The 16,676-nt window shown below is 60.7% G+C and carries 19 protein-coding genes; 9 read left to right on the plus strand and 10 right to left on the minus strand.

Going from position 1 to position 16,676, the window contains the following annotated elements; genetic code table 11:
- Positions 1–613 (minus strand): TPM domain-containing protein (locus tag GIR22_RS23875; protein WP_154745736.1); only part of this gene is annotated, 613 nt, incomplete at its 3' end.
- 21 nt (positions 614–634) lie between these two features.
- Positions 635–1,243 (minus strand): LemA family protein, encoded by a 609-nt coding sequence (locus tag GIR22_RS23880; RefSeq protein WP_154745737.1) that lies wholly within the window; start codon positions 1,241–1,243, stop codon positions 635–637.
- 227 nt (positions 1,244–1,470) lie between these two features.
- Here GIR22_RS23880 and bglX point away from each other — a divergent pair, with 227 nt between their 5' ends.
- On the plus strand, positions 1,471–3,762 hold the full coding sequence (bglX, locus tag GIR22_RS23885) for a beta-glucosidase BglX (RefSeq protein WP_154745738.1): 2,292 nt from the start codon (positions 1,471–1,473) through the stop codon (positions 3,760–3,762).
- Between the two features lie 123 nt (positions 3,763–3,885).
- On the opposite strand, the gene GIR22_RS23890 is transcribed toward bglX, so the two are convergent.
- The 4 genes from GIR22_RS23890 to GIR22_RS23905 form a co-directional block, all read right to left on the minus strand.
- Positions 3,886–5,043, minus strand: a complete 1,158-nt coding sequence (locus GIR22_RS23890) for a phospholipase D-like domain-containing protein (protein ID WP_154745739.1) — start codon at positions 5,041–5,043, stop codon at positions 3,886–3,888.
- Between the two features lies 1 nt (position 5,044).
- Positions 5,045–5,635 (minus strand): YceI family protein, encoded by a 591-nt coding sequence (locus tag GIR22_RS23895; RefSeq protein ID WP_154745740.1) that lies wholly within the window; start codon positions 5,633–5,635, stop codon positions 5,045–5,047.
- 155 nt (positions 5,636–5,790) lie between these two features.
- Positions 5,791–6,105 (minus strand): amidase, encoded by a 315-nt coding sequence (locus GIR22_RS23900; protein WP_154745741.1) that lies wholly within the window; start codon positions 6,103–6,105, stop codon positions 5,791–5,793.
- Complete coding sequence (locus tag GIR22_RS23905; protein WP_154745767.1) at positions 6,102–7,196, minus strand: serine hydrolase domain-containing protein; 1,095 nt, start codon at positions 7,194–7,196, stop codon at positions 6,102–6,104. Before GIR22_RS23905 ends, GIR22_RS23900 begins: the two co-directional genes overlap by 4 nt.
- Before the next feature lie 287 nt (positions 7,197–7,483).
- Here GIR22_RS23905 and olsB point away from each other — a divergent pair, with 287 nt between their 5' ends.
- Positions 7,484–8,239, plus strand: a complete 756-nt coding sequence (olsB, locus tag GIR22_RS23910; RefSeq protein WP_154745742.1) for an L-ornithine N(alpha)-acyltransferase — start codon at positions 7,484–7,486, stop codon at positions 8,237–8,239.
- Positions 8,239–9,033 (plus strand): lysophospholipid acyltransferase family protein, encoded by a 795-nt coding sequence (locus GIR22_RS23915; protein ID WP_154745743.1) that lies wholly within the window; start codon positions 8,239–8,241, stop codon positions 9,031–9,033. Before olsB ends, GIR22_RS23915 begins: the two co-directional genes overlap by 1 nt.
- A gap of 22 nt (positions 9,034–9,055) precedes the next feature.
- Here GIR22_RS23915 and scpB read toward each other — a convergent pair whose 3' ends face one another.
- The 4 genes from scpB to GIR22_RS23935 form a co-directional block, all read right to left on the minus strand.
- Positions 9,056–9,988 (minus strand): SMC-Scp complex subunit ScpB, encoded by a 933-nt coding sequence (gene scpB, locus GIR22_RS23920; protein WP_154745744.1) that lies wholly within the window; start codon positions 9,986–9,988, stop codon positions 9,056–9,058.
- Between the two features lie 12 nt (positions 9,989–10,000).
- Positions 10,001–10,699 (minus strand): segregation and condensation protein A, encoded by a 699-nt coding sequence (locus GIR22_RS23925; RefSeq protein ID WP_178122447.1) that lies wholly within the window; start codon positions 10,697–10,699, stop codon positions 10,001–10,003.
- Positions 10,700–10,819: 120 nt separating this feature from the next.
- Positions 10,820–11,449: an L-threonylcarbamoyladenylate synthase gene (locus GIR22_RS23930; RefSeq protein WP_178122443.1), complete on the minus strand. Its 630-nt coding sequence runs from the start codon at positions 11,447–11,449 to the stop codon at positions 10,820–10,822.
- Positions 11,450–11,462: 13 nt separating this feature from the next.
- Positions 11,463–12,326: a PHP domain-containing protein gene (locus GIR22_RS23935; RefSeq protein WP_178122444.1), complete on the minus strand. Its 864-nt coding sequence runs from the start codon at positions 12,324–12,326 to the stop codon at positions 11,463–11,465.
- A gap of 87 nt (positions 12,327–12,413) precedes the next feature.
- Here GIR22_RS23935 and GIR22_RS23940 point away from each other — a divergent pair, with 87 nt between their 5' ends.
- The 6 genes from GIR22_RS23940 to GIR22_RS23965 all read left to right on the plus strand — a co-directional run bounded on the left by GIR22_RS23940 (position 12,414) and on the right by GIR22_RS23965 (position 16,669).
- Positions 12,414–13,010: a septation protein A gene (locus tag GIR22_RS23940; protein WP_178122445.1), complete on the plus strand. Its 597-nt coding sequence runs from the start codon at positions 12,414–12,416 to the stop codon at positions 13,008–13,010.
- A 1-nt stretch (position 13,011) separates the two neighbouring features.
- Complete coding sequence (locus tag GIR22_RS23945) at positions 13,012–13,311, plus strand: YciI family protein (protein WP_154745748.1); 300 nt, start codon at positions 13,012–13,014, stop codon at positions 13,309–13,311.
- Positions 13,312–13,415: 104 nt separating this feature from the next.
- Positions 13,416–13,838, plus strand: coding sequence for an SH3 domain-containing protein (locus tag GIR22_RS23950; protein ID WP_154745749.1), 423 nt, complete (start codon positions 13,416–13,418; stop codon positions 13,836–13,838).
- A gap of 7 nt (positions 13,839–13,845) precedes the next feature.
- On the plus strand, positions 13,846–14,523 hold the full coding sequence (locus GIR22_RS23955; RefSeq protein ID WP_154745750.1) for a response regulator transcription factor: 678 nt from the start codon (positions 13,846–13,848) through the stop codon (positions 14,521–14,523).
- A gap of 273 nt (positions 14,524–14,796) precedes the next feature.
- Positions 14,797–15,258 (plus strand): LTXXQ domain protein, encoded by a 462-nt coding sequence (locus GIR22_RS23960; protein ID WP_154745751.1) that lies wholly within the window; start codon positions 14,797–14,799, stop codon positions 15,256–15,258.
- 67 nt (positions 15,259–15,325) lie between these two features.
- Positions 15,326–16,669 carry an ATP-binding protein gene (locus GIR22_RS23965; RefSeq protein WP_178122446.1) on the plus strand — a complete coding sequence of 448 codons (1,344 nt, stop codon included), beginning with the start codon at positions 15,326–15,328 and terminating at the stop codon, positions 16,667–16,669.
- Positions 16,670–16,676 lie beyond the last annotated feature (7 nt).

Below are 16,676 nucleotides of genomic sequence, written 5' to 3' on the forward strand. Positions count from 1 at the left end.
TGGCGCCCACCGGCAGCCCCATGCGGTTGCACAGCCACAGTATGATCAGCAAGAGGATGAACAAGCCGATGGAAAACACCGGATTTTCCTTGGCAAAATCGGGATCCGCCACATTGGCTGGTACAGCCAGCGGCTCACCCCCCACTACCTGCACCATGGCCGCGACGCCGTCACTGATGCCCTTGCTGTAGTTACCGGCCTTGAATGCCGGCACGATCACCTGATTGATGATCACCCAGGACTGCGCGTCGGTCAGCACGCCTTCCAGGCCGTAGCCAACCTCTATGCGCAACTTTTGCTCATCGCGCGCGACGATCAACAGCGCGCCATTGTCCTTGCCCTTCTGGCCGATGCCCCACTGGCGGCCCAATTGATAACCGTAGTCTTCGATGGGCACGCCTTGCAGGTCGGGCACGGTGACCACCACGATCTGATCGCCGCTGGTCTGCTCCAGTGCCTGCAATTGCTGGGTCAGTTGTTCGCGCACGGCAGGGTCGATCATCTGGGCGGTGTCCACCACCCGCCCAGTCAACGCGGGAAACGTCAGCGCCGCCTGGACGCTGGTCGCACATACCAGGAGCCACAGCGCCAAGCCTATCCTTAATAAACGCATCGACACCTCATTGAAGCGTTATCAGAACTTCACTTGCGGCGCTTTATCAGCATCGGCGCTGGTGGCTTCGAAGTTGGCGCGGATCGGCAAATCGCTGTACATCACGCTGTGCCACAGGCGGCCAGGGAAGGTACGAATCTCGGTATTGTAGGCCTGCACGGCGGCAATAAAGTCACGACGGGCCACGCTGATGCGGTTTTCCGTGCCCTCAAGTTGCGATTGCAGGGCCAGGAAGTTCTGGTTGGCCTTCAGGTCCGGATAGCGTTCTGAGACCACCATCAAACGGCTGAGGGCTCCGCTCAAGCCATCCTGGGCTTGCTGGAACTGCTTGAGTTTTTCCGGGTTGTCCAGGGTGCTGGCGTCCACCTGGATCGACGTCGCCTTGGCCCGCGCCTCGATCACCGCAGTCAGGGTGTCCTGCTCATGGGCGGCATAGCCCTTGACCACTTCCACCAGGTTGGGGATCAGGTCGGCGCGCCGTTGATACTGGTTCTGCACCTGAGCCCAAGCCGCCTTTGCTTGCTCGTCCAGGGTGGGGATCTTGTTAATGCCGCAACCGCTGAGCAGCGTGCCGAGCAACAGCAATGCCGCGGCCTTGAAGCCCCAGCGGTAACCTTGAATGACCGACATATGTTTCTCCCTGTTCAACCCTATGGAATTTGGTGGCCCTATAGATCTCGCGCCTGGGGCATAATCCGCCCCCACTCACTGGATTGCATCGAGCCGATCAGCTAGAAGATGCCCTGCGCGAATAAGAGTTCAGAAGTGTGCTGCATTTCTCTGAACAATACCCGAACAACAATAGACGCTCGCGTGGTGCTTGGCGCCGACTTCTAAGGCTGCGAGAAAGGAAATTCATGAAGAAGCTGTGTTTGCTGGGTCTTGTTGCCACTTTGGCCAGCCACTCCGTATGGGCCGAAATAAAGCCTGCCACGCTCAAGGACAAGGACGCCTTCGTCAGCGACCTGCTCAAGCAGATGACGCTCGACGAGAAGATCGGCCAGTTGCGCCTGATCAGCATCGGCCCGGAAATGCCTCGGGAGTTGATTCGCAAGGAAATCGCCGCCGGGCGTATTGGTGGCACCTTCAACTCGATCACCCGCCCGGAAAACCGCCCGATGCAGGATGCGGCCATGCGCAGCCGGTTGAAAATCCCGATGTTCTTCGCCTATGACGTGATCCATGGCCATCGGACGATTTTCCCCATCAGCCTGGCGCTGGCCTCCAGCTGGGACATGGACGCCATCGGCCGTTCCGGGCGCATCGCCGCCCGGGAAGCCGCTGCCGACAGCCTCGACATCACCTTCGCACCGATGGTCGACATCTCCCGCGACCCACGCTGGGGCCGTACCTCCGAAGGCTTTGGCGAGGACACCTACCTGGTGTCGCGCATTGGCGAGGTGATGGTCAAGGCCTTTCAGGGCAGCAGCGCCGCCAAGGCCGACAGCATCATGGCCAGCGTCAAGCACTTCGCCCTGTATGGCGCTGTGGAGGGTGGGCGCGACTACAACGTGGTCGACATGAGCCCGGTCAAGATGTACCAGGACTACCTGCCGCCCTACCATGCGGCGATCAAGGCCGGCGCCGGTGGCGTGATGGTTGCGTTGAACTCGATCAACGGCGTGCCGGCCACCGCCAATACCTGGCTGATGAACGACCTGCTGCGCAAGGAGTGGGGCTTCAAGGGGCTGACGGTGAGCGATCACGGCGCCATTGTCGAACTGATCAAGCACGGCGTGGCCAAGGACGGTCGCGAAGCGGCCAAGCTGGCGATCAAGGCCGGCATCGACATGAGCATGAACGACTCGCTGTACGGCAAGGAGTTGCCCGGCCTGCTCAAATCCGGCGAGATTGAACAGAGCGACATCGACAACGCCGTGCGCGAGGTGCTCGGCGCCAAGTACGACATGGGCCTGTTTGCCGACCCATACCTGCGTATCGGCAAGGCCGAGGATGACCCGGCCGACACCTACGCCGAAAGCCGCCTGCACCGCAACGAGGCTCGCGATATTGCACGCCGCAGCCTGGTGCTGCTGAAAAACCAGAACGACACCCTGCCGCTGGAAAAATCCGCGACTATCGCCCTGGTAGGCCCGCTGGCCAAGGCACCGATCGACATGATGGGCAGTTGGGCTGCCGCCGGCAAACCCGAGCAATCGGTCACCTTGTTGGATGGCATGAACGCCGTCATCGGCGAAAAAGGCAAAGTGATCTACGCCCGCGGCGCCAACATCACGGCGGACAAGAAGGTAGTGGATTACCTCAACTTCCTCAACTTCGACACCCCGGAAGTGGTGGACGACCCGCGTTCGGCCCAAGTGCTGATCGACGAAGCGGTCAAGGCTGCCCAAGACGCCGACGTGGTGGTAGCTGCTGTGGGCGAATCCCGTGGCATGTCCCATGAATCGTCCAGCCGCACCGACCTGAACATTCCACAAAGCCAGCGTGACCTGATCAAGGCCTTGAAAGCCACCGGCAAACCGCTGGTGCTGGTGTTGATGAATGGGCGCCCGCTGTCGCTCCTGGACGAGAACCAACAGGCTGACGCGATCCTGGAAACCTGGTTCGCCGGTACCGAAGGCGGCAATGCAATTGCCGACGTGCTGTTCGGTGACTACAACCCCTCGGGCAAACTGCCGATCACTTTCCCGCGCTCGGTAGGCCAGATTCCTACCTACTACAACCATTTGAGCATTGGCCGACCGTTCACACCGGGCAAGCCGGGCAACTACACCTCGCAGTATTTCGATGACACCACCGGGCCGCTGTTCCCGTTCGGTTATGGCTTGAGCTACAGCTCCTTCAGCCTGACAGACATGGCCCTGTCATCCACCACCCTGAACAAGTCCGGCAAACTCGACGCCAGCGTAGTGGTGAAAAACACCAGCAAGGTGGATGGCGAAACCGTAGTGCAACTGTACATCCAGGACGTGGCCGGTTCGATGATCCGCCCGGTCAAGGAGTTGAAGAACTTCCAGAAGATCATGCTCAAGGCCGGGGAAGAGCGTGTGGTGCACTTCACTGTTTCCGAGGATGACTTGAAGTTCTACAACACCCAGCTCAAGTTCGCGGCGGAACCGGGTGAGTTCAATGTACAGATCGGGCTGGATTCCCAGGATGTGCAGCAGCAGAGTTTCGAATTGCTCTAAGTAACCCGCTCATCTGTAGGAGCGAGCTTGCTCGCGAAGAACCTGAGGACAACGCGTTTATTCAGAATGAGCGCGTCATCGTTAACGACCTTCGCGAGCAAGCTCGCTCCTACAGTGACTGCGTTAACCCCGTCGATCCAGCAAATTGACCACCAACCGATCGATCCAGCCCCACACCCGCTGCTTGACCCGCCGCCACAATGGCCGCGACTTCCATGTCTCCAGACTCACGGCCTGGCTCTGGGCAAAGTCTCGGGTGAAACTGCCCGCCACCGCCAGCGTCAACTCCGGATCCAGCGCTTCCAGATTGGCCTCCAGGTTGAACCGCAGGTTCCAGTGATCGAAGTTGCACGAGCCAATGCTGACCCAGTCGTCCACCAAGACCATTTTCAGGTGCAGGAAGCAGGGTTGGTATTCGAAAATTTTCACCCCGGCCCGGAGCAGGCGCGGATAGTAACGGTGCCCGGCGTAGCGTACCGATGGATGATCGGTGCGCGGCCCGGTCAGTAGCAGGCGCACGTCTACACCCCGCCCCGCCGCCCGGCGCAACGAACGCCGAACGCTCCAGGTGGGCAGGAAGTACGGCGTCGCCAGCCAGATACGCCGCTGGCCGCTGTTCAAGGCACGAATCAACGATTGCAGAATATCCCGATGCTGGCGGGCGTCGGCATAGGCCACACGGCCCAGGCCCGGCCCGGTGGCCGGAACCTTGGGCAAGCGCGGCAAGCCAAAGTAAGTCGCCGGTTTCCAGGCGGTGCGGGCTTCGTTGGCCAGCCATTGACGGTCGAACAAAGCTTGCCAGTCCAGCACCAGGGGGCCGCTGACCTGCACCATCACCTCATGCCAATCACAGGTGTCTTGCCCTGGCGTCCAGAACTCATCGGTCACCCCGGTACCACCGACCACAGCGACGCTCTGGTCGATCAACAGCAGTTTGCGGTGGTCCCGATAGAAATTGCGTACCCAACGGCGCCAGCTCAAGCGATTGTAGAAGCGCAGTTCGACACCGGCCTCGATCAACCGCCGACGCAAACCCAGAGTAAACGCCAGGCTGCCGTAATCATCGAACAGGCAACGCACCCGCACGCCACGTTCGGCAGCCTGCACCAGGGCCTGGACCATGGCCTCGGCACAAGCGCCCGCTTCCACCAGGTACAGCTCCAACTCCACCTGATACTCGGCCCGGGCAATGCCCACCAGCATCTGCGGAAAAAAAGCCGGGCCGTCGATCAGCAACTCGAAACGGTTGGCGCTGCGCCAGGGGAACACCGCGCCGCTCATGTCAGCGCGCCGTGAAAATCAGCACCGCACCCACCGGCACCGACAGGCTGATCCGAGACAAACCGGCAGCCTTGCGCAATGCGGTCACGCCCGGCAGCAAGCCGAAGTCTGCGGCGTGCAGCACCAATGGCTCCAAAGTCACCACCTGGAAACGCCGGTCGTCCAGGCGAGTAGCCAGCAGTTCGGCGTTATACGTCCGGGTCTTGCCGTGCAGCGTGACCGACAATGGCAGGCGCAACTCCAACTGCGCGCCGGATGCCAGCTCATTGATCGGTTGTAGATTGATCTGCGCGCGGATCAGTGCATCGGGAGAGGTCTTGATCTCGAAAAGATCATGGCGCATGCGCTCGTCCCGCAAGGGGATGCCGCTGTTGATCGACTCCAGCTCAACCTCCAACTGCGCCGCGCCTTTACTGTCGACCTTGCCGTGCAGTACCAGGAAACGATGTACTTCGGCGATGTCGGTATTTTTGGTGGTGACAAACGACAGGCGCGAGGACTCGTTGTCCAGGTACCAGTCGGCATGGGCAGGCAGGGCTGCGCAAGCCAGGAGGAAGAAGGCGAAGGGTTTGAACAAGGACACGTTGAACATAAAGACTCGTTGGGCGAAAAACCTGAGCGAACAGTAGCAAAGACCCCCTGTAGGAGCGAGGGGGACGCCCAGTTATTGCTCGCGAAGATCGTCAATGATAAAGCGCCGCGATGGGCATACGAGGACAATCAAAGGGGGTTCCACCCTGTGGAACCTCAGGGCAGCAGGCGGCAACCCTGGCGCTCACCCAGCCATTGCGCGCTGTGGGTACGGCCCAATCCGCTGGCCGTTACCCGGCGCTTTTGCGGGTCGTCGGTAAAGGCGCTGGTGGGCACGTATTGCTTCACATAACCCTGGCAATACTCGGCGCGATTGCCTGCTACATAGCGGCAGGAACAATATTCCTTGGCGGTGAAGGCAGCGATGATACCGGGGAAGGCTTGCAGGTTGACCCGTTCGTGCCAGGTCCAGCCCAGCAGCGCGAGCAACAACAGGATCAACAGGCTCAAGAACGGGCGGCGACGGATCATGGCTGCACCTGTTGTGGCACGGCGGCCAGCACGCGCTTGAGCAACTCGTTGTGACGATAGCTATCATCGCGGTCATCACCGTAGCGTACGACCACCAACTTTTCCCCGGGCATGACGTACAGCGCCTGGCCCCAGTGACCACGGGCGGCGAAGGTGTCGGCCGGGGCGTCCGGCCAGGGCCTGGCGGCTCCCTGGACTTCACGGTTGAGCCACCAGTGACCGCCAGGGACTGCTTCGTCCTCGCCTGGCGTGTATTGGTCGAAAGGTTGGAGGTTGAAGTCGACCCAGTCCTTGGGCACCAATTGCCGTTCGCCCCAACGTCCACCCCGTGCCATCAGCAGGCCAATCCGCGCCAGGTCCCGAGCGGTTAAATATACGTAGGACGAGGCGACAAAAGTCTCGCTGGCATCGGCTTCCCAGGTGGCGTTACGAATGCCAAGCGGCTCGAATAACGCGGTCCACGGGTAATCGACATAGGCCTTGTGGCCGAGCATGCCTTTGAGGGCTGCAGACAACAGGTTGCTGTCGCCGCTGGAGTAGCGAAAAGCCTGCCCTGGAGCGCTGAAAGTGCCGGTGTCGGCAACGAAGTCCGCCATATCACCACGCCCACGGGTGTAGAGCATCGCCACCACCGAGGATTTCAGCGGGGCGAACTCGTAACTTTCCTGCCAGTCCAGGCCCGAAGCCCAGTGCAGCAGATCGGCCATGGTCACGCTGGGGTGTTGTTTCATCGGCGGGTAAAAACGGGCGACCGGGTCTTTCAACGTGAAGCGGGACTCGCCGAAAGCCACGCCCAATACCGTGGCCATCACGCTTTTGCTGATAGACCAGGTCAAGTGCGCGGTGGTGGCGGTGGTCGGCGCGGCATAACGCTCGTAGATCACTTGGCCGTCACGAATCACCAACAAAGCATCGGTACGGATGCCTTGACGCGTGACGTCATCACGCGCAGGGAAGGCATAGTTTTCCAGGGCCAGGACAGCCGGGCCACTGAGTTGCGGCCCCTGGGGCCACTCTTTCGTGGGCCAGCTTTCGGCGCGACTGGCGAGGGTGAACAGCAGCAAGGCGACGCAAAACAGGCCTTTGACCATGGGCAGAAACTCAGGGGCATTCATGCCCGCGAGCCTAGTCGAGAAAAATGACGGTTTGGCGACAGTCCAAGTGAACCCAGGGCTCAGGATTTTCTCCAGGCGCCTGGCCCTCCCGGCATGGGCAGCCAGTGCGATCAAGCAAGGCGTGCCACGGCATGGGACGCCCTCAAAGGCCTGTCATCTAAGCGTCATCGTAACTTCATGGAGATGACACCGGGGGTACATAGCCTGACTTTGCACAAACAAGTCGACTGGCCGCAACCCTGGCCGGCACCTGGAGACTCGCTATGACTCAGATCGCCCGCATCAGCGACACCGGCAATGAACGCCGCCTGCAAGCCGAACGCCTGATCGGCGCCCAGGCTTTGCAGGAAGCCCAGGCCTTGCGTTTCAACGTATTCAGCGGCGAGTTCAACGCCAAGCTGAAAGGCGCGGAACTGGGCCTGGACATGGATGACTATGATGTTCACTGCAGCCATATCGGCGTGCGGGACTTGAACAGCGGTCGGCTGGTGGCCACCACCCGTTTGCTGGACCATCAGGCCGCCAACACCCTGGGCCGGTTCTACAGTGAAGAAGAATTCAGCCTGCATGGCCTGGGTCACTTGAAGGGGCCGATCCTGGAAATCGGGCGCACCTGCGTCGACCCGGCCTATCGCAACGGCGGCACCATCGCCGTGCTGTGGGGCGAACTGGCGGAAGTCCTCAACCAGGGCGGCTACAGCTACCTGATGGGCTGCGCGAGCATCCCGATGCACGACGGCGGCATCCAGGCCCACGCCATCATGCAACGTTTGCGCGAGCGCTACCTGTGTAACGAACACCTGCGGGCCGAGCCGAAAAAGCCACTGCCGAGCCTGGACCTGCCCTCCAACGTCATCGCCGAAATGCCACCCTTGCTCAAGGCTTATATGCGCCTGGGAGCGAAGATTTGCGGCGAACCGTGCTGGGATGAAAGTTTTCAGGTGGCCGACGTGTTCATCCTGCTCAAACGCGATGAGCTATGCCCGCGCTACGCTCGTCACTTCAAGGCTGCCATGTGATGAGCCGCCTTCGGGTCTACGGGCGGATCGCCCGCGTACTGTTGGTGGTCACCCTGGGTTTGAGCATGGCGGGTGTATTTAGCCTGTTCGAACGCTTTGGGATCGCCAATTCCATGGTCAGGCGCCAGCGCTGGTCGCGATTTTTCATGACGCGACTGACCCATGCCCTGCCCTTTCGTGTGACTGTTCATGGGGAACTGCCGCAGCAGTCGATGTTGTGGGTCAGCAACCACGTGTCCTGGACCGATATCCCGTTGCTGGGCATGGTTGCACCCATGTCATTCCTGTCCAAGGCTGAAGTGCGTACGTGGCCGGTGGCCGGCTGGTTGGCGGCCAAGGCCGGTAGCCTGTTTATTCGCCGGGGGGCGGGCGACAGCCAGTTGATCCGCAAGCAAATGACACGTCACCTGGAGCACAAGCACCCGCTGCTGATGTTCCCGGAAGGCACCACCACTGACGGCCGCGGCTTGCGTACCTTCCACGGTCGGTTGTTGGCCAGTGCGATTGATGCAGAAGTGTCGTTGCAGCCGGTGGCGATTCGTTACCTGCGGGAGGGGCAAATTGATCCACTGGCACCGTTTATTGGCGATGACGACTTGTTGTCGCACCTGATGCGCTTGTTTGGCAATGATCAGGGTGATGTGGAGATTCATCTGCTCAAGCCGATTGCTTGCGCCGGGCAAGAACGTGCGGCCCTGGCGTTCCAGGCGCAACAAGCCGTGCAAAAGGCGTTGTTCGGTGAAGTGGTGCAGCCGGCCGAGCCTCGGCGGGCCGGGACATTAGTGGCCGCCTGATCGCGCCGACAGGCAGGGCGCGTCACGTTTCGACGTGACGACGCTCGTTTTCAATGGCTTCAGCCAGAGCTTGGGCTTCGGCTTCTTCGTCGCTCAGTTCAGGCTGTTCAAGGGCGGCGACGGCGGCCAAGAGTTTTTCCCGGGCCTCTGCCACGCCGAGGATATCTTCTTCGGCTTCAGCTTCCACCTCTGTCTCGATTTCAACATCCACCGTCATTTCTGGAGCAGGCTCGCTCGTCCCATCCCGCAACAAATCGTCGAAGTCGGTCTTGATCCCCTGTTCCATATCGTCCAATTCCAGCAACAACGTATGGAAACTGGTTTCATCCTTGGGTTCTTCCGTCTCGGCACTGGCATCGGCCAATTCCTGTAAGCCCGGCGGCACTGGTGCGTCTTCGAAGTCCAACACCGGCTCGACTTCGATCTCCCGCAATTCGGCCAAGGGCGGCAGATCGTCGAGGTTTTTCAGGTTGAAGTGATCGAGAAACGTCTTGGTGGTGGCAAACATCGCCGGTTTGCCAGGCACATCGCGGTAGCCGACAATGCGGATCCACTCGCGCTCCAACAGCGTCTTGACGATATGGCTGTTGACCGCCACGCCGCGCACATCTTCAATCTCACCGCGGGTGATGGGTTGGCGATAGGCGATCAGCGCCATGGTTTCCAGCATCGCCCGTGAATAGCGTTGTGGACGCTCTTCCCACAAGCGCCCGACCCACGGCGAAAATTTCTCGCGGATTTGCAGGCGGTAACCGGACGCCACCTCCTTCAATTCAAAGGCGCGCCCCTCACAGGACTTGCGCAGAATCTCCAGCGCCTTCTTGAATACCGGCGGTTCTGGGCGCTCTGCCTCTTCAAACAGTTCGAACAGGCGCTCCAGGGATTGTGGCTTGCCCGAGGCCAGGAGAAAGGCCTCCAGCAGCGGGGCCAGTTCGCGAGGTTCAGTCAGATTCATTGATTCAGCTCTTTATTCGGCTCGCGCCCGCACGTGGATAGCCGCAAAAGGCTCATTCTGCACCAACTCGACCAAGGACTCCTTGACCAACTCAAGGACCGCCATAAACGTCACCACCACTCCCAGGCGGCCTTCCTCTGCCGTAAATAGCTCGACAAACGGCACAAAGCCGCCGCCTTTGAGGCGTTCCAGCACATCACTCATGCGCTCGCGGGTGGACAAGGCTTCACGGCTGACCTGATGGCTTTCAAACATGTCACCACGGCGCAGCACCTCGGCCATGGACATCAGCAATTCTTCCAGGCTCACGTCCGGCAACAGCTTGCGCGCCCGGGCCTCGGGAGCGTCGAGCTTGGGCACCAGCACATCACGGCCGACCCGCTTCAAGCCGTCGATACCTTCGGCAGCAGCCTTGAAGCGCTCATATTCCTGCAAGCGACGAATCAGTTCGGCCCGGGGGTCATCTTCTTCCGCCTCGACAGTCTCCGAACGCGGCAACAGCATGCGCGACTTGATCTCCGCCAGCATGGCGGCCATCACCAGGTACTCGGCGGCCAGTTCCAGGCGCACCGACTGCATCAGCTCGACATACCCCATGTATTGGCGGGTAATTTCCGCCACCGGGATGTCGAGGATGTTGATGTTCTGCTTGCGGATCAGGTACAGCAGCAAGTCCAACGGGCCTTCGAAGGCGTCGAGGAAAACTTCCAGGGCGTCCGGCGGGATGTACAGGTCCAGGGGCATTTCCATGACCGCCTGGCCGTAGACCATGGCAAATGGCAACTCCTGCTGGGCGCCGGCCTGGCTGTCGACGGTTTCCACGACCGACATTCAGGCCTCGACCATAAACGGGGCCGGGTCGCCACAGCCCACACGAACCACTTGCGGCTCGTCATCGGCCAGGTTGATCACGGTGGAGGCCTTGTTGCCGCCGTAGCCGCCGTCGATGATCAGGTCGACGTGTTTTTCCAGCAACCGGCGCATTTCATAGGGGTCATACAGAGGCTCGGTTTCGCCAGGCAGGATCAGCGACACGCTCATCAGCGGCTCACCCAGCTCTGCCAGCAACGCCAGGGCGATGGGATGTTCCGGGACCCGCAGGCCAATGGTGCGCTTTTTCGGGTGCAGCAACAGGCGCGGCACTTCTCGGGTGGCATTGAGAATAAACGTGTAAGGCCCAGGTGTATGGGCCTTGAGCAGGCGGAAGGTGCCGGTGTCGACCTTGGCGAACAGCCCCAGTTGCGACAAGTCACTGCAAATCAGCGCGAAGTTGTGGTTTTTATCCAGGTCACGTAGACGTCTTACCCGCTCAACCGCACCCTTGTCGCCGATCTGGCAACCAATGGCATAGGATGAGTCCGTGGGGTAGATCACCACGCCACCGGCGCGGATGATTTCCACCGCCTGCTTGATCAGGCGCGCCTGCGGATTTTCCGGATGAATCTGGAAAAATTGACTCACGTTCTCTACCTGTTCAGACGGTGGCAATAATGGGGTCATGCTTGAACCGACACCAAAGGGGCGGCAAATCTTCCGGGAGCGGGCGGTATTCGCCAATCTCCGACCAGCCGCCAGGGCCATGAAAGTCACTGCCGGCACTCACCAGCAGCCCGAACTCGCGAGCAAGGATCGCCAGGCTGCCCACCTGTTCGGCGGGTTGATAGCCGTTGACCACTTCAATCGCATGACCACCCGCTTGAATATAGTCGCCAATCAGTTTGCGGCGCTTGCTGCGGGTGAAATCGTAGTGCCAGGGATGCGCCAGGCTGACCCAGGCGCCAGCGGCTCGCAGGGTGGCGACGGTGTCTTCCAGAGTTGGCCAGTGTTGCTTGACGTCCCCCAGTTTGCCGGCGCCCAACCATTTGCGGAACGCCTCGGCGCGATCCTTTACAAAGCCTTCACGCACCATCCAGTCGGCAAAATGCGGACGGGCCGGCGCGTTACCGCTGTCTCCAAGCGCCTGCTGGATGGCGCGGGCGCCATCCAGCCCGTTGGGCATGCCCTTGAGGGCCAGCTTGCGGCTTATTTCTTCGGACCGCAGCCAGCGGCCATCGTGCAATTTGGCGATGGCTTCCACCAGCGGCGGCGCCTTTACGTCAAAACCATAGCCCAATACATGAATGGTTGCCCCACCCCAGGTGCAGGACAATTCAACGCCGTTGACCAGGCGCATCCCCAGGGCATTTGCCGCAACACGGGCCTCATCCAGGCCTTCGAGGGTGTCGTGGTCGGTCAACGCCAGGACTTGCACGCCTTTTTCAAACGCCCGCGCAACCAGTACCGCGGGCGCCAGGGCGCCGTCGGAGGCCGTACTGTGGCAGTGCAGATCAACATTCACGGGAGTGTGTAACCTCAAGTCAGCTGGCGCTTTCGCTACCAAGGATGTTTGTTATTATGCCGCCACATCCAGCTTCTGGCTCTTACTGTGAAACAATTCATCGACTTCATCCCGCTGTTACTGTTTTTCATCGTCTACAAGCTCGACCCTCGGGTCATCGATATCGCCGGCCATGAGCTGACGGTCGGTGGCATCTACAGCGCCACCGCCGTGCTGATCATCAGTTCCCTCGTCGTCTACGGTGCTCTCTTCTTCTCCCAGCGCAAGCTGGAAAAAAGCCAATGGCTGACCCTGATCGCCTGCCTGGTCTTCGGCAGCCTGACCCTGGCCTTCCACAGCGAAACCTTCCTTAAGTGGAAAGCCCCAGTGGTCAACTGGCTGTTCGCCCTGGCCTTTATCGGCAGCCACTTCATCGGTGATCGCCTGCTGATCAAGCGGATCATGGGCCACGCACTGACACTGCCTGAGCCGGTGTGGACACGCCTGAACATCGCCTGGATCGCCTTTTTCCTGTTCTGCGGCGCGGCCAACCTGTTCGTGGCCTTTACTTTCCAGAACTACTGGGTCGACTTCAAGGTCTTCGGCAGCCTGGGCATGACCGTGCTGTTCCTGGTCGCCCAGGGCGTCTACCTGTCGCGCCACCTGCATGACACCGACCCTACCACGCCGAAAACCGAGGACTGACATGCTCTACGCCATCATTGCTACCGATGTTGCCCACTCGTTGGAGAAACGCCTGGCCGCGCGCCCGGCTCACGTCGAGCGCCTGAAACAGCTGCAAGCCGAAGGGCGCGTGGTGCTCGCGGGTCCTCACCCGGCTATCGACAGCAATGATCCGGGAGATGCCGGTTTCAGTGGCAGCCTGATCGTCGCCGAGTTTGCCTCCCTCGAAGCAGCTCAAGCCTGGGCCAAGGCCGACCCCTATGTGGCCGCTGGCGTTTACGCCGACGTGGTCATCAAACCGTTCAAGCAAGTCCTGCCTTGACCTGGCTACGCCGAACCTATCGGGTTCGGCGTACTCCTATCGCTCATCATTCTCGGTAAGCTGCCGACAACGTGCTGAACAATCGATTGGAATCAGGAGTTCCGATGCGCTTAAGTCAGTTGTGTCTGTTGGCAGTGTTAATGATCGGGGCAACCGCCCACGCTGAAGAAACCTCGAACACCGGCAGTTCCACGCCCCTGTCCTTGAGTGCCGGCAGCCAGGTCACCGAGTTGCAGCAACGCTTGAAGGAAAGCGAACGCCTGCGTGACGAATTGAACAAGCAATTGCAAGGCACCAAATTGAAAGAAGCCGATGCGGTTCGGGAAAGCGCTCAATTGAACCGACTGCACCAGGAGAACCAACGCCTGGCCCAGCAACTCAAAGAGGCGCAGGGCGGTGCGTTGTCACGCTGGCTGACCGAGCAGCAGCAATGGTTTGTGACAGGTGCAGGCGTCGCGCTGATCGCCCTGCTATGCGGTATCTTCGCCAGTGGCCGCCACCGGCGCCGTCGACAATGGCTAAATTGAGTGAGTCATGAGCGAGCTGTTACTGATAGATGATGACCAGGAGCTCTGCGAGCTGCTGAACAGTTGGTTGAGCCAGGAAGGCTTCCAGGTACGCGCTTGCCATGACGGCGTGAGCGCACGCAAGGCGTTGGCCGAGGCAGCACCCGCTGCCGTCGTGCTCGACGTGATGCTGCCCGATGGCAGCGGCCTGGAGTTGCTCAAGCAATTGCGCAACGATCACCCGGAACTGCCGGTGCTGATGCTCTCGGCCCGAGGCGAACCCCTGGACCGGATCCTCGGCCTGGAACTGGGTGCCGACGATTACCTGGCCAAACCCTGCGACCCGCGTGAGCTGACCGCCCGTTTACGTGCCGTATTGCGCCGCAGCCATCCGGCCGCCGTGTCGACCCAGCTGGAACTGGGCGACCTGTGTTTCAGCCCGGTGCGCGGCGTGGTTAGCATCGACGAACAGGAGTTTACCCTCACCGTCTCCGAAAGCCGCCTGCTCGAAGCCCTGCTGCGTCAACCCGGCGAACCGCTGGACAAACAGGAACTGGCGCAAATCGCCCTGGGCCGCAAGCTCACCCTTTATGACCGCAGCCTGGACATGCACGTCAGCAACCTGCGCAAAAAGATCGGCCCGCACCCGGATGGGCGGCCGCGAATCGTTGCGTTGCGTAGCCGTGGCTACTATTACAGCCTCTGATATCTCCTGTAGCGGCTGTCGAGGTACGAGGTTGCGATGCGTGTCCGCAGGACTGCCCTCGGGGGTCGCTTCGCAACCCATCGCAGCCTCGTACCTCGACAGCGGCTACAACCCATCGCGCCTCGTACCTCGACAGCGGCAGTTCCCGAGTTTTGTAAGCCCCCGCCAAAATCGTCTTTACCCAAGCTTTACCCTTCCCTGACCGCCGCTGACCTTGATCTCCTTAATCTACTCACATCCGGACTCACCGGAATCGAGACAAGGAGAAACACCATGCGCAAGACCCTGATCGCTCTGATGTTCGCTGCTGCCCTGCCTACCGTTGCCATGGCCATGCCAGAAGGCTCAGGCCCGATGGGTGGGCATGAAGGCCACATGATGGGTGGCCCCGGCCACGGCGGTGAACACGGCATGCGTGGCAAGGGCGGCACTTTCAGCCAGCTTGATTTAAGCCGCGAACAGCGCCAGCAGATCGGCAAGTTAATGGGCGAGGAAATGCACGGCAACAAAGAACTGGTCAGGAAGTACCTGGACAAACTCCCGGCCGCTGACCAGAAAGCCATGCAAGACGAAAAGGCCGCCGCCAAGAAGAAAACCCAGGCCGATATCCGCGCCGTGCTGAAACCCGATCAACAGAAGAAATTCGACGAGATCGTGAAAAAACGCGCCGAGCGCCGTGCCGAGTGGAAGGAATTCCAGGCCTGGAAAGCGCAACAGACGCAAAAAGCGCAATAATGATCGAACGTTAACTCCCCAGCCCAGTGGCTCGTGTCGCTGGGCTTTTCCTGTTAGAGGGTTTCCTGTGCGTTCATTGTTCTGGCGCATCCTTGCCAGTTTCTGGCTGGCCATCGCCCTGGTTGCCGGGTTATCGATCCTGCTTGGGCACATGCTCAACCAGGACGCCTGGATTCTCAGTCGCCACCCCGGTCTCAATAATCTGGCCGAAGAATGGACCCAACTCTACGATGCCCAGGGCGAGGACGCAGCCCAGGACTTGCTGCAACAGCGCAAGCGCCAGTACCACATCGACGTGCAAGTGCTTAACGAAAGCGGCGAGCCGGTGGTGCGCGGCACCTTCCCGCGCCGGGCCGCCGCCTTTGAAGCCCGGCAGAACGACAGCCAGGACCGCCACTTGCCCTGGCGCCGGCTGACCGCTGAATACACCAGCGCAAAAACCGGCGACACCTACCTGCTGATCTATCGCATTCCCCATCCGGAGCTGGATGCCTGGCACCGCAGCAGCCTGCTGTGGCCCTTCAGTGCACTGGTGATTGCTTTGGTAGTGCTGACCCTGTTCAGCCTGTTGGTGACACTGTCCATCACCCGCCCTCTCAGCCGCCTGCGCGGCGCGGTGCATGACCTTGGCCAGGCCACCTACCAGCAAAACAGCCTGGCGCAATTGGCCAACCGCCGTGATGAATTCGGCGTGCTGGCTACTGACTTCAACCGCATGGGCGCGCGCCTGCAAAGCCTGATCGGCAGCCAGCGCCAGTTGTTGCGGGACGTGTCCCATGAGCTGCGCTCGCCCCTGGCCCGCTTGCGTGTTGCCCTGGCCTTGGCCGAACGCGCCACGCCCCAAGCGCGGGAAAAACTCTGGCCGCGCCTGACCCGCGAATGCGACCGCCTGGAAGCCTTGATCAGCGAGATCCTGGTGCTGGCCCGTGTCGATGCGGATAACGCCAGCGCTGAAAACATCGAGCTCAACCCGTTGCTCAAGAACCTGCAAAAAGATGCCCTGCTCGGCGCGCCGGACCAACCCATACAGCTTCAAGCGCAAGCGGTGCTACAGCTCAAGGGCTGGCCAACCATGATCGAGCGAGCCTTGGACAACCTGCTGCGCAATGCCCAACGCTTCAACCCACCCGGGCTACCGATTGAAATGCACGCCCAACACCTGGACGAACGCATTGTGATCAGCGTACGAGACCACGGCCCTGGCGTTAGTGCCGAGCACTTGAGCCTACTGGGCGAGCCGTTTTACCGTGCTCCCGGGCAAACCACACAAGGCCATGGCTTGGGCCTGGCCATTGCCCGACGCGCCGCTGAACGCCATGGCGGTAGCCTGACCCTGGCTAATCACCCCGAAGGCGGGTTTATCGCCAGCCTCGACTTGCCGTTGGAGCCAGGAGTTGCGGTACAACCCTAGGGGATGT

The organism is Pseudomonas karstica (assembly GCF_009707515.1).
GTDB lineage: Bacteria > Pseudomonadota > Gammaproteobacteria > Pseudomonadales > Pseudomonadaceae > Aquipseudomonas > Aquipseudomonas karstica.